This window comes from Rhodocytophaga rosea, from assembly GCF_010119975.1.
Lineage (GTDB): Bacteria > Bacteroidota > Bacteroidia > Cytophagales > 172606-1 > Rhodocytophaga > Rhodocytophaga rosea.
The window spans coordinates 7009177-7022907 of sequence record NZ_CP048222.1 but is presented as its reverse complement, the minus strand read 5'-3'; the positions used below and the strand labels follow the sequence as shown (position 1 = coordinate 7022907).

Annotated in this window: 11 protein-coding genes; 4 read left to right on the top strand and 7 right to left on the bottom strand. The window is 41.0% G+C overall.

The window, feature by feature from the left end; translation table 11 throughout:
* Positions 1-51 precede the first annotated feature (51 nt).
* On the top strand, positions 52-1098 hold the full coding sequence (gene mnmH, locus GXP67_RS29025) for a tRNA 2-selenouridine(34) synthase MnmH (protein ID WP_162446380.1): 1047 nt from the start codon (positions 52-54) through the stop codon (positions 1096-1098).
* 18 nt (positions 1099-1116) lie between these two features.
* Here the strand turns inward: mnmH and GXP67_RS29020 are convergent, their stop codons facing one another.
* From GXP67_RS29020 to GXP67_RS29005, 4 genes are all read right to left on the bottom strand, one after another.
* On the bottom strand, positions 1117-2484 hold the full coding sequence (locus GXP67_RS29020; RefSeq protein WP_162446379.1) for an FAD-dependent oxidoreductase: 1368 nt from the start codon (positions 2482-2484) through the stop codon (positions 1117-1119).
* 113 nt (positions 2485-2597) lie between these two features.
* The gene (locus tag GXP67_RS29015) at positions 2598-3311 is read right to left on the bottom strand and encodes a YjjG family noncanonical pyrimidine nucleotidase (RefSeq protein ID WP_162446378.1); all 714 of its coding nucleotides are present in this window, start codon (positions 3309-3311) and stop codon (positions 2598-2600) included.
* A 103-nt stretch (positions 3312-3414) separates the two neighbouring features.
* Entirely contained in the window at positions 3415-3720 is a 306-nt protein-coding gene (locus GXP67_RS29010) for a (2Fe-2S) ferredoxin domain-containing protein (RefSeq protein ID WP_162446377.1), read from the bottom strand.
* Positions 3721-3840: 120 nt separating this feature from the next.
* The gene (locus GXP67_RS29005) at positions 3841-4236 is read right to left on the bottom strand and encodes an ArsR/SmtB family transcription factor (RefSeq protein ID WP_162446376.1); all 396 of its coding nucleotides are present in this window, start codon (positions 4234-4236) and stop codon (positions 3841-3843) included.
* Between the two features lie 255 nt (positions 4237-4491).
* On the opposite strand from GXP67_RS29005, the gene GXP67_RS29000 reads away from it, so the two are divergent.
* On the top strand, positions 4492-7770 hold the full coding sequence (locus GXP67_RS29000; RefSeq protein ID WP_162446375.1) for a PAS domain S-box protein: 3279 nt from the start codon (positions 4492-4494) through the stop codon (positions 7768-7770).
* 258 nt (positions 7771-8028) lie between these two features.
* Here GXP67_RS29000 and GXP67_RS28995 read toward each other — a convergent pair whose 3' ends face one another.
* Positions 8029-8427: a DUF4890 domain-containing protein gene (locus GXP67_RS28995; protein ID WP_162446374.1), complete on the bottom strand. Its 399-nt coding sequence runs from the start codon at positions 8425-8427 to the stop codon at positions 8029-8031.
* Between the two features lie 137 nt (positions 8428-8564).
* On the bottom strand, positions 8565-9470 hold the full coding sequence (locus tag GXP67_RS28990) for an OmpA family protein (RefSeq protein WP_232064647.1): 906 nt from the start codon (positions 9468-9470) through the stop codon (positions 8565-8567).
* 550 nt (positions 9471-10020) lie between these two features.
* On the opposite strand from GXP67_RS28990, the gene GXP67_RS28985 reads away from it, so the two are divergent.
* On the top strand, positions 10021-11298 hold the full coding sequence (locus GXP67_RS28985) for a Gfo/Idh/MocA family protein (protein WP_162446373.1): 1278 nt from the start codon (positions 10021-10023) through the stop codon (positions 11296-11298).
* A 410-nt stretch (positions 11299-11708) separates the two neighbouring features.
* Here the strand turns inward: GXP67_RS28985 and hemA are convergent, their stop codons facing one another.
* Entirely contained in the window at positions 11709-12971 is a 1263-nt protein-coding gene (gene hemA / locus GXP67_RS28980) for a glutamyl-tRNA reductase (RefSeq protein ID WP_162446372.1), read from the bottom strand.
* Between the two features lie 307 nt (positions 12972-13278).
* Here hemA and GXP67_RS28975 point away from each other — a divergent pair, with 307 nt between their 5' ends.
* Complete coding sequence (locus GXP67_RS28975) at positions 13279-13722, top strand: SRPBCC family protein (protein WP_162446371.1); 444 nt, start codon at positions 13279-13281, stop codon at positions 13720-13722.
* The last annotated feature ends 9 nt before the right edge of the window (positions 13723-13731 follow it).

Here is a 13731-nt window from a genome sequence, read left to right as displayed (position 1 = left end):
TTTAAATGAATGTAATCCATAATTAGTCATTCGTAATTTATAATTATCGCTATGTCTTCGCTTGTAGTAAACGATTTTTTGGAAAAGGCACAAGCTCTGCCTGTAATTGATGTACGTTCGCCTGGAGAATTTGCACACGGACATATTCCTGGCGCATACAACATTCCACTCTTCGATAATGAGGAACGGGCAAAAGTCGGCACCAAATACAAACAGGTAAGCAAAGAAGCAGCTATTCTGCTGGGACTGGATATTGTAGGTCCAAAAATGTCTGGTTTTGTAAAAAGTGCTAAAAAACTAGCTCCTGCTGGTGAAGCATTGGTGCACTGCTGGCGGGGTGGTATGCGTAGCGGAAGTTTTGCATGGCTGTTGGGTACTACCGGATTCAAAGTAGATACCCTGCAAAAAGGTTATAAGGCCTACCGGCAGGAAGTATTACATTTATTTGAACAACCTTTCCCTTTTATTGTACTGGGCGGAAAAACCGGAAGCGGAAAAACTGAACTCCTACAGGAACTTGCCAGAGCCGGTGAACAGGTAATTGACCTGGAAGGATTAGCTCACCACAAAGGTTCTTCTTTTGGGGCTATTGGTGAACTGCCGCAACCCACTACTGAGCAATTTGAAAATAATTTACATGCGGCTTTGCATAAACTGGACCTAAGACGAAGAATATGGGTGGAAGATGAGAGTATTACCATAGGTACCGTAAGGTTGCCTGCGGCTATTTACAACCGGATCAGGCAAGCACCAGTTATTTTTATAGATGTGCCCAAACTCATCCGCATTGAACGGCTGGTACAAGATTACACCGGCTTTGATCATCACTTACTGGAACAAGCCTTGGAGCGTATCAAAAAAAGAATGGGCGGTTTACATTTCAATTTAGCCATGGAAGCCTTACATGCCAGGGATTATGCTACCGTTGCCGACCTTTCGCTCGCTTATTACGACAAAGCCTACCTCTTCGGACTGGATAAACGAGATACAGAAAAAGTATATACCCTACCCCTCGCTGAAGAATCATTAGCCGAAAAAGTGGAAAAAGTTATAGAAACGGCTGATGCTTTTATACAGAAAAAAATCCTCCCGAAATGAAACTTGTTACATTACCTACTATGTAAGCAAGCCTTTAGCGGCATCTTCTCCGGTTTGGATGGCTCCTTCCATAAAACCCTGCCAGTCGGCCAGGTGTTCTCCGGCAAAGGATATATTTCTGAATGGTTTTGCAAGGTTTTCCCGGATGCCAAACCACTGGTGTGTATCATAAATAGCATAAGCCCCCTTACTGAATGCATCGCCGCCCCAGTAATAACTTACTACTTTTTCTGCATAGGGCAATACATCTCCAAAAGCAGGTTTCAAACCCTGGCAAATTTCCCGGATCTTCTGTTCCTGGTTCATTTTCGACAATACGTGCGCTTTTTCTCCGATGGCATACGAAGTAAGGGTACCTTTTACACTTTTCAGATTTTTAGAAGAATGAAAAAAATAATGTGCGGTTGTATCCGTAACCATATCAAAAGCTTCTTCCTGCCAGAACCTCTCCTTGAATACTACCGCTGATTTAATGATGCGGCAATATTGTAACTGGTTCAGGGCATCTGTTTTATCGGCAGGTAAACCTGGCTGCCAGTTTATTTTAGATAGGGCAAATACCGGCAGGGTACAAATTAGCCTGTGCCCATTATATTGCGATCCATCTTCACATAATACCTGCACTTGTTTGCCTTCCTGTTTTACATGCGTTGCTTTTTTACTGAGCATAATATGTGTCATGCCGATTTTTTCTGCCATTGCTTCTACTAGTCTGGTATTGCCTCTTTCGATGCGAAAGTCCATTTCGTTGTTAGGACTGGAATAGGCATATTCTGATAAGCTGGCATACGCAGAAACATTTCGGATGCTTTCGCCAAAATCGGTGCTGTCGAACAATTCTTTCAACTCGATGTCTTTTTCAGAAATTCCCTGGTTATTCAGGTAGCGCCACCAGTCAATCTGGTCGAGTACTTTGCTGTTTTTAGAAGTAAGCTGCTTGAAATTGGTGAGTAAAGTCTGGTATTTGGAAGTCCAGTTTTGCTCGTAATTCCACTGCTTTGGCTTAAAATATTGCCCTTCCAGAGTCAGGTGTGTTTCAAACTGATGATTGAGCAAGTTCAGATTCAATTCTTTACACAAGGCTTGTATCCGTTCGTGAGAAGCGCCTACCCATTCGGCACCCAGCTCCACATGCAGATTTTCAGCCTCATCTGCTGTATGGGTAAATACCCTGCCGCCGATGCGGTTTCTGGCTTCCAGAATAGTAAACGGAATATTTTGTTTGTGCAGCAGGTATGCCGCCGATAAGCCAGAAAGCCCGGCTCCCAGAATCAGTACGTGTTCGCCAGTGCGTAATTTAGGCTGGGCATACGTCTGGTTATTCTGACTAAGCATAGCAGTTGTGGTAAGCGCACCTGTAGCTTTTAAAAAATTTCTCCTGTCCATGAGTAGTGTAGTGAGTAGCAAAGATATGCATCAGCCTTGAAGCTAATGGCTTAAAGCTAAACTACTGATAAATTGCCTATTTCAAAACAGAAAGAATGACAAGCCTTCCTGTATTACAGAAGCTGCTTAAGTTCGCTCAGGCATTTGATCTCGTAGGTAGGTGTAGCCTGGTGAGTGACCTGCTCATAATTGAAGAACACATGATCTATTTCTGCATTAATGGCCCCCTGGATATCTGAATCCAGGCTGTCTCCGATCATGATGCTTTGTTTGGGCTGTGCCTTGGTTTGTTGCAGGGCATAATCAAAAATCTTGCGGTTGGGTTTCTGGCAGCCAGCCTTTTCTGACGTGATAATTTCTTTAAAAAACCCGGTTATGCTGGCGCTCTGCATTTTTACAAATTGAATATCAGCAAAACCATTGGTAATGATATGCATCACATATTTATCCTTGAGGTACTCCAGCACTTCCCTGGCATAAGGCAATAAATGTGGTTTCAGCGGACATAAGTAAATATACTCATCGGCCAGCCGTTGGGCAACAGAGATATCGTCTATGCTGAGTTCATTTAGAATACGTATAAACCGGGTTTTCCTTAGTTCCTGCTGGGATATTTGTCCATTGCTGTACAATGTCCACAGGTTGCGGTTAATAGTACGGAATGTCTCTACAAATTTAGCTGAAGTGATCGCCGCTAAGTCTGAGAGGCGGTAAGTTTCAAATAATTCTTCGAGGGTTTCGCAGGAACATCTTTCAAAATCCCATAACGTGTGGTCCAGATCGAAAAAAATGTGCTGGTAAGCTGGCATACTTAAGTAGTTAATCATCAGGTGTAGCCTTTACAGAAATAGAGTAATCCTGGATAAGCTCTCTATAAACAAACACTTATGGGCTTAGTTTGTTTTAATTGGAGTTCATAAACTAGCTCAACTAATACGGCAAAACCAGGCGTTTCACAGGTTCGTTGCTAAGCAGGTGCTTTTCCACAATCTCGGTTACATCTGATAATTGCACATTCCCATAATAGGTTCCTTCCGGATAAACGACCAGGGCAGGACCGAAATTACAGGCATCCAGGCAACCTGTCTTCTGAGCACGCATCTGAGTTTGTAAACCCCGGTTACGAATTTCGTCTTTAAAAGCCTGCACTAATGCCATTCCTCTTTCTTCTCCACAACATTTTTTGCCGGCTTCTTTTGTATTGGTGCAGATAAACACATGTTTTTTGTATTTCATAGATAGTTAAACTGTTAATTTTCGAAATGGTTAAATGGTTGTATTGCTAAGGTGCTAAATGGTTAGGAAATTAATGAGTTTCATACACTCATTCAGACCTTCTGTAATTCTGTGATTTCTCTATTCACTCAATTTCAATGGCCAACGGCTTTTTTGCCTTTTGCAAATAGCCAGTTCACGGTTAGAATACAGAATACGATATACTTCCTGGTCGTTGAGTAAGATAGGGTCTTTTCCCAGGTATTGAAAAATCTGCTGCACAATATCAGCTACTTCTTCTTTCAGATAGTAGTATACCCACTGGTCGGCTTTTTTATAGCTAACCAATCCAGCATTCTTCAGGTACACCAGATGCCGGGATGTTTTGGCTTGTGTAAAATCCAGAATATGTTCCAGGTCAGAAATACACATTTCCTGATTTTTATACAACAGGTGGATAATCCGGATTCTGGGTTCTTCGCTGAAAGCTTTAAAAATCTGGCTTCCAAAATTAATATTAAAATGTTTGAGCTTCATCTTACATCTGGGTGCAAGCAGTTTGCAGCTGCTGCATGTGAACAACCTGCTTTTTCTGGAGATGCTTCCCTGTTAAATTAAAAATAAACAAGAAGTATCTTTTTGCGCTATTTTACATTTTTCAGGGAAAGCAATTTCATTTTCTTGCAAGATACAGCATATTCAGGTGTATACCGGCATCTGTCAGTATATAATCGACAAACCCCCAAAAAAATTATCAGGCATATTGGCTAATAAATACTACTCTGCTGCCCAATGATTACGTTAGCAACACGTGTACTTCAAAACATTCAGTTGAAGATTTCTTCCATCTTCACCAGATTATATTTTGTTTTCATTTGTATAGTGTGCTTTTCTCTGGCATTGTATGTAATGTTTGTTATCAAACTTGATGAGATCAGGCATTCACAAAAATTACATACTTCCGCTCATGGTCCGGTACAAACCTATACTTTTCGCCTAAAACAAGGGACATCTTACGTAGCAAATCAGTTAGGATATATTGCAGGTCAACAGGCTATCAGTGATTCTGCCTGGCAGCAAATACGCCGGCAGGAAATAGAGGGGCCACTGGATTCTCTGCTGAAGCCTGTGAACGAAATTCATTCTTCCCAGGCAGCCCTTGTACTTACTTCGCTAAAGTTAAGCATCTATCATTATAACAAATTACTGGATGAAGCCATTTTTCTGCATCAGCAGACGAATGAGGCACAAACTGACAACAATGATACAGATAGTGTGCTTTTCAGATCAAATGCCGCTTTACAGAAAAAAATAAGGGCAGAAATTAATCCCCAGCTCAGAGAGATTCACTCCCAGCTACAGGAATTATTTGATATTAGTATACAAAGTCAGACAAACAGCCAGCAAGCCATAGACTCGGAAGTATGGCAATTTAAACTAAGTTTTCTGATCATTCTGCTCATGGGTGGCGCACTCACTTTTTTACTGATCCGGCGCTTTAAACTGGATTTGCTGGGCAACCGTCAGGAATTAAAAAATTATGTATCCAAGCTGGAGGCTTCTTATGAGGAAATTGTACAAAGCCGTCATAGGGTTCGTGAACGGGAAGCCAGACTGAAAGGTGTAATTAACAACACCAATGCAGGTATTCTAGCCATTGATAATGAGTTTAATATCACGGTTATCAACAATACAGTAAAGGAGCACTTTGGTTCTATGGGTATTCACCTGGAAGCGGGCTCTAATATAGAAACCTTGCTGAGAAGCAAGGTAGTTGACTGGAAACCCTTTCTGGAAAAAGCCCTGACCGATGAAGCGCTAGTTCAGCATTCAGCTGATCCGGAAACAGGGATTTATACGGATACTTCCTATAATACTATTAAGGATGAAGAAGGACAAATTATGGGTGCCGCCTTGCTCATTCAGGATGTAAGTGAGCAAAAAATCAGGGAAAACCAGATCCGGCAATTGCTCGAAAAAGCAGATGAAAATGCCCAAAAAATGACTGCCCAGGAAACTATTCTGCTGGATAATCTAACAACGCTGCAGCAAAGCCAGGAGAAGCTTAAGCTTGAAGAAGCCAACCTAAGCGCTGTTATTAATAATACCAAAGATCAAATTATTTCTTTTGATACCCACTACAAAATAATTACTCTGAATACGGCCCTAAAAGAATACTGTGCCGGCCTCAATATCAGTATTGATACTGGCATGGATATAAGGCAGCTATTTAATTCTGCAGTGGAATCTGGCTGGAAACCGAATTTAGAGCGGGCATTTAATGGTGAACGCTTTGTATTGGAAAATATACCTAGTTTTCTGAAGAAAGATCGTATTCTGGAAATCGCCTTTAATCCGATTTTAGATGGCAAAGATAGTGTTACCGGTGTTTGTTTATTCATCCGTGATGTTACCTTGCGGGTTCTGGAAGAAAAGGAAAAAGAAACGTTGTTTATAGCAGCTCAGGAAACTGCCGAAGAACTGCAGGCCCAGCAGGAAGAACTTCGCCAGAATCTGGAAGAACTCATGTCGACACAGGAAGAACTGGAAAAAACCCAGTTAACTCTCCGCCTCAAAGAAGCCAGATTGCGTGCCTTGATTAACAATACCTCTGATGCCATTTTTTCTCTGGATACACACTATACCGTAACTGTGTTAAACCAGGAAATGCAAAAGTTATACGAGCTCCGGTATGGGCCACTAAAAGAAGGAGACAATTTTTTAAAGGGACTATCTTCAGACAAGAAAAAACAATGGTCAGCTTTATTAAACCGGGCATTAGCAGGTGAAAATTTCACTTTTATCTGGGAAGATACGCTGGATGATCTAATACTTTACCATGAGTTGTCGTTCAACCCGGTTAAAACAGATATGGAGGATGTAATAGGGGTTTCTGTATTTATTAAGGATATTACCCAGCGGAATGTGCAGGAAATGGAGAGGCAGCAAATGTTGCAGGACGCAGCGGAAAAAGAGGAAGAACTTCTCGCCCAGCAGGAAGTATTGCGGGATAATTTACAGGAACTGATGCAGGTACGGGATCAACTGGAATCCAAAGAAGCCCAGCTTTCCAGCCAGATCAATGCCATTAATAAATCTAATAATATTCTCGAATTCGACTTGGAAGGAAATATTATTGATGCCAATGATAATTTCCTAAAGCTTACCCAGTACACGAAAGAAGAAATTATAGGAAAAAGCTACCAGGAATTTATTCCTGAGGATGAACTCCAGTTGCCTGCTAACCGGGAACTGTGGGAATGTTTGCAGGAAGGTCAGTTTTATACCGGAGAGTTTAAACGCATGACCAAACATGCTAACTTTATCTGGATGAAAGCAACCTATAATCCGGTATTAAACTCCCAGGGCAGACCATATAAGATTATTAAGTTTGCCTACGATATTACTGACCGGGTAACGGATGGTATTGAAAAGAAACGCTTGTATGAACGTATCAGTAAAGATGCCGAAGAACTCCGGATGCAGGAAGAAGAGCTTCGACAGAATCTGGAAGAACTAAAAGTGACCCAAGAAGCGCTCGTACAGCAAAAAGAGTACATTCAGGATAAAGAAGCCAGGCTACGTGCCTTATTAGATAATACCGAGGATGACATTTATGCGATCGATACCAATTATAAGATTGTTGTACTCAATAAAGCCGTACAAACCCGTTATGCCAACCAGGGACTTTCTTTAGAATTAGGCTATAACATTTTCTCTATTATCCCGGAAACCAGCACCGCTTACTGGAAAGTTAATTTTGACAAAGCCATTTCCGGAGAAAAATTCAGTATTGTTGACCAGGTAGCCACCAAAGATGGAGATGTGTATTTTGATATCTCTTTGAATCCGATCCGGAATGACAAAAACCAGGTAATCGGTGTTTCAGTACTTTCCAGAAACATCAACCAGTATAAGATGGCTGAAAAGGAAAACCTGCAAACCATTGATATTCTGCGGAAAATTCAGGAGAAGGTGGCTTCTATGAACAATGATAAGGAAAAGGAGATTGAATCGTATAAGAAAAAAGTGGAAAAACTGCGTAAAGAGATGGGCAATTTCAAATTATAATGACGCTGTAGCTGCTGATGCTTTAATATGCTTCTCTACCATCAACTTCGGCCTCTATTTCCCTTATCCGACTCTAAATATCAAAGATTCAGTTCAACTGCCAATAAAACCTGGCACTAATAAATTAGTAAATAGGCAAATTGGTCATATTTTTCAGCTTCTATGAGGATTTTTCTATAAACAGCCTTTTTTTACAAAGCAGAAAAGGTCCATGTACATGGACCTTTTCTGCTTTGTAAATGACGTTACCACTCGAAACTATCTTCTGGGCCTGCGTTCATGAATCTTGCCTTTTCTTTTTTCTACCTGCTTTTCCCTGTTCTGCTGGTATTTCTGGTATTGCTCAGGTGTTAAGATCGCTTTGTATTCCTGTTCAACAGACGCATGAATGTTAGTAGCCTCTTTCCGAAGTTCTTGCCTTTCCTGTGCATGCTCCTCTTTCAAAGCCTCCATTTTTTTGGCCTGTTGCAGATTCACTTCTTTCAGTTTAGCAGCCTGCGCTTCGTTGAGTGCTAATCCTTTCACCATGCGGTCAGTCGTTAACTGAGCTCTTTCTTCAGGTGTTTTCTTTTCTCGGGGAGTCGTTTGAGCGGTTTGTGCAAAAGATATTCCCAATGAACCTATCATCAGAAATATAATAACCATTATCTTCTTCATAAATATTTGTTTTTATGTCTTGGATATAGAAACTGTAGAAAGGTTTAATCACCCGCAAAAATTTTCAATAAAAAAAGCCAGATTTTCATCCGGCTCTCTATTCAGTTATTTATACCACCTTGTTTATTTATTTCAAATTATTCATATCGGATTACCATCACCACCCTTCGGTTCAAGCTTCTTCCTTTATCAGAATCATTATCAGCCACTGGTTTGGATTCTCCAAAACCATCCGTAGTAATTCTTTCTTCAGTTACGCCTTTGCTTACCAGATAGCGTTTTACCGATTCAGAGCGGTTCTGAGATAAGGTCAGGTTGGCATCATCTTCACCCACATTATCCGTATGGCCTTCCAGGTGCAGATTTGCCTGCGGATTATTTACCAGCACTTTAGCCAGATCATTAAGAGAGCTATAAGAAGAAGTTTTAATCACATCTTTACCGGTTTCAAACAGCAGGTTATCAAAGGCTTTTTTCAACGCTGCTTTTTCTTCGGCCTTGATTTCCGGACAACCCCGGTTGGCAATAATACCAGGAACGGTTAAACAAATATCCTCGTCATCGTACACTCCATCGCCATCGGTATCTTTTTTGGGGGGAACCGGACAACCGGCAAAACGGAGTACACCAGGCGTATCAGGACATTTGTCGATATTATCTTTTACACCATCATTGTCTTTATCACCCCATGGGCAACCAAAGTTCTCTTTGGGTCCTGGCACGGTGATACATTTATCCTCATAATCATACATACCATCAAAATCGGTATCAATCGGACAACCGAAAGGCGTTACTTTTTCTCCTTTTGGGGTGTTCGGGCATTTATCGCGGCCATTGGGAACACTATCACCATCGTCATCATAGCTGTAATAAGGCGAAACATAAGCCTTCACCTCACTCTTGGTTTTCTTTCCCTCTTTTTTTGTGGTAGCAGCCACTTCTTTTGGGGTTTCTTCCACAGAAACCTGTTCGTCCTGCGCCAGTACAGGCAGCATAAGGAAAACGAAAACACCCATAAATAATAAGCGTAGAAACATATTCATATAATACTGGTTTTGTTTAGAGCAAAGGTTTATACCTAAATTAAGTAATACCGGAGGTTTTGAGAAATCAGAACCCCATTACATAGTGGATGCTTTCCAGAAAGTATGTAAGAAAGTCTGCATAATTTCCCAAATCAGGTTTTTATGCTTAAAAAGCAAACTTTCTTTCATCCTTGTTTCCTGCATACTCACTACTTTCGTTTTGCAGGCTCACTAACTTTCTGCCCAAATACTTACTGGTAAAAATCAATTCACTATAAATAGGATCATTGATTATTCACATCCCTATTTTATCTATTAATCTGAATATCAATTCTTAATAACCTATCTATCAAGAATATTTTTTACTTGAATCATTTTGTAAACAAAAGAATACCTACAAAACGATTCCACCCTCAAGGGTCTGAATATAAAATAGTTTTATATGGGTAGAATATCAGGCATGGAAGCTATCATTTGCTGATGCAGAACAATTCTTTCTATACTATCTGAGGAAAATCTTGCAAATAGATTAGAAAATGCTAATTTTTCAGCCAAACTTATATGGGTTATGAATAAATCAATAAACCGGAGAGAATTCCTCAAACAAAGTAGTACTGGAGCCTTAGGCTTGGCATTTTTTCCCGGATTGTTACGAAAAGTTGCTCCCAGCGACAAATTAAGGGTAGCACATATTGGCTTAGGCGGGATGGGCACCCAGCATCTCAAGTGGTTTGCTGCCTTGCCCGACGTTGAGATTGTGGGTTTATGCGATCTGGACCAGGATCATCTGGGTACCGCTCTAAAAACATTGCAAGGCATTCATCCTGATACCAAAGCCAAAACATATAAAGATTTCCGCAAGGTACTGGAAAATAAAGATATAGATGCCATTACCTGTGCTACGCCCGACCATTGGCATGCACAGATTGCCATTATGGCGTTTCAGGCCGGAAAAGATGTGTATGGCGAAAAACCGCTGTCGTATGATATAAAGGAAGGTCAGGAAATGCTGAAAAACCTGAAGCAATACAACCGGGTATTCCAGATGGGGAATCAGATTCATGCCAGTGATAATTACCACCGGGTTGTTGAGCTCATTCAGTCCGGTGTGATTGGAAATGTGCATACGGTGCGCTTGTGGAAAACAGGTAATCCGCCAGATCTGGGTCCGGCCAAGGTACAAAGGCCCCCAAAAACCTTAGACTGGGATATGTGGTTAGGTCCAGCTCCGTATGTAGACTATATACCGCAACGCTGCCACTTTACCTACCGCTATTTTCTGGATTATTCCGGAGGTGTTTTTGCCGATTTCTGGTGCCACATTGCTGATATTGTCTACTGGTCTATCGGACCCAAAGGATTAAAAAGTGTAAGTTCCAAAGGAGAAAAAGCCCCAGGTATTGCAGATGTTCCCAACTGGCTTGATATTGAGTATGCATTTGACGGGCTCAATCTCTACTGGACCTCTCAGCCTCCGGATGTACCCGGAGCCGCCAAACGGGGCATCGGTGCTTACTTTGAAGGCGATAAAGGAACCCTGCTCTGCGATTATGGCACCCGTGAAATTTCGCTCAATGGCATATCCGACGTTCCAGCCATTACCAAAACCATCCCCCGTTCTCCCGGACACCAGCAGAACTTTGTAGATGCGGTAAAATCCCGTACCCAGCCGGAATCTCATCTGGCGTATGCCCGTGAAATGACACTTCCTATGCACTTGGGTTTAATTTCTTACCGCCTGGGCAGAAAACTGAACTGGGATAGCGAAAATGAACGGTTTGTGGATGATAAAGAGGCGGATAGCTATATATCCAGGGAATACCGCAAGAAGTGGAAGCTGGTGTAATGTAGTTATTAGTTGCTTGTTGTTAGTTGTTGGTTAGATATTTTCAATACAAAAGACTACAACATACAAAAGAATAAAGTGAATAAGTTATGCAAAACTTTGGACAACCATTCGACGAAAAAAGGTAATTGGAATAGAATTCTATAATCGCACTGATAATCAAAAGAATCTATGCATTGAGCCATCTTGTATTGAGGTGTTGCTAGAATCACAAACTGAATATCGAGTAGAAGCTGATGACATTGAATACAGAATAGAATTAGATGAGGAATACATAATTCTTTATCTACAGTACAGATTTGGTCCAAAAGTATTTAAAAGGTCCCATTCTGATGGTTATAAAAATCAATCAGATTGGATTTTAGGTGAAGACTTTTCTGATATAAATTAAAGAATAAAGTAAGAAAGGCTCAAATCTGTGAATCTTCCAGTTTGAACAAAGCCCGTAATGCTTCGGATAGTTGTTCGGCATCATCCCGTTTGCAAGCGGCTTTTAGTTCTACTACCGGAGACTTAAGTATTTTCTGAATAATACTTTTAGTGATCTGTTCTACCTTTTTATTCTCCTCCTCTGTCATATTTTTCATAAAGCGGTTAATTTCACCCTGGCGGATCTGCTCAAGGCTTTCCTTCAACCCATGTATTACCGGCGAAATAGCCGTTTCCTGTACCCATTCAGAAAAAGTCTGTGTAGCGTCTGCAATCAGTTCTTTTACTTGCGGAATAGCGGCTTTGCGTTTTTCGAGTGCCTGTGAAGCTTTACTTTTAATGGCATCAATATTAAATAACAGTACCCCAGGAATGGTTTCAATGCTATTTTCTATGCTTCTGGGCATTGATAAGTCAATAAAATACTTATAGTCTGGAATGCTCAGTTTTTCGATAAACGATTTTCTCAGGAAAGGCTGCATGCCAGGAACCGCAGAAATTACCACATCAGCCTTTGCGACATGATCAGAAATTTGCGCCCACTCAATTACTTCTACCGGATACTCGGCAGCCATTGCCTGTGATTTTTCTAAGGTCCGGTTAGCAACCAGGATGTTCCCAATACCGGCCTTGCATAAATTCTTACAAACATCTGCGCCAATTTCGCCCAGTCCAATAATCAGTACTTGCGGATGAATAAGTCCTGCAGTCAGTTCGCGTACCAATTCTACAGTTGCATACGAAACAGAAGCGGCTCCATCCCTGAAACCGGTTTCCTGTACTACCCGCTTACTGGTCGAAAAAACACTCTGCATCAATTTATGCAAAAATGGGCCAGCCATTCCCATATCAGTTGTGTATTGATAGGCTCTTTTTACTTGGTTTACAATCTGCAGATCTCCGATTACCTGAGATTCCAGTCCCACTGAAACATAAAATAAATGCCGGATCGCTTCTACCTGAGAATCAATTACATCAAAAAAGGAAACAATTTCATCCAGGTTATTGAGTTTTTTCACCAATCCAATACCTTCAATAATCTGCTGCGAATAGTCTTGTGGTGCCTGGTAATATACTTCGGTCCGGTTACAGGTAGAAAGCACGAGTACCTCTGCCAGCCGGAGATTTGATTTAAGATAATTTAGTAGCTGTTTGCACTCCGTTTCATTAAGAGACACACATTCCCGTACTTTAATCGGAGCATTTTTGTAGGATAAACTTACTGCTTTGAACAAACTGGTCATGCTTAATTTATTACGAACACACAAAATTACCTCTCCCTCCTTCACAAAAACATGACCAAAATCAGGTATTCTTATGATCTATTTCTTTTTTTCAGACAACTAATCTATAACTATTCCAAAGCTTGTGTAAGACAACTGAGAAGCCATCAGCAGGAAAATTCATAAATAAATAATGCATTCTTCCTGGCATTATAACAACATTTTTTTATATATTTCTGAGGTACACAATCTGCGCCCAGTAATAATGGTGCGATCAAGTATAAATGAATTCTACACGAACGGTACTCACCACTGACATTATACTCATATGCAACTTACCGGCAAACAAGTCTTAAATGCGAGTCCTTCTAAAGTTTGGGAGAAACTAATGGATACGAACACTTTAGCCAGAGTGATTCCCGGAGTAACTACATTGGAACGGACCGGAGAGAATTCATTTGTTTCTACGCTGCAGATTAAAATGGGACCTGTTAATGGTTCATTTTCGGGTAATCTGCAATTAGAAGAGATCACAGAACAAAAGAACTTCACCCTGAAAGTTCAGCAAAACAGTAAGATCGGCAATACCAATGCTGCTATCAAAGTAGACCTTATTCCTGTGAGTAGTACCCAAACTGAAGTTTCCTTTGATGGCGATGCCCAACTCTCCGGATTACTGGCCGGAATGGGCCAACGGGTGATAGGTGGCGTTGCGAATACATTAACCAAACAGTTTTTTACCAATCTGGAAAAAGAACTGGAAGCATCTTAAGCAGTCTTT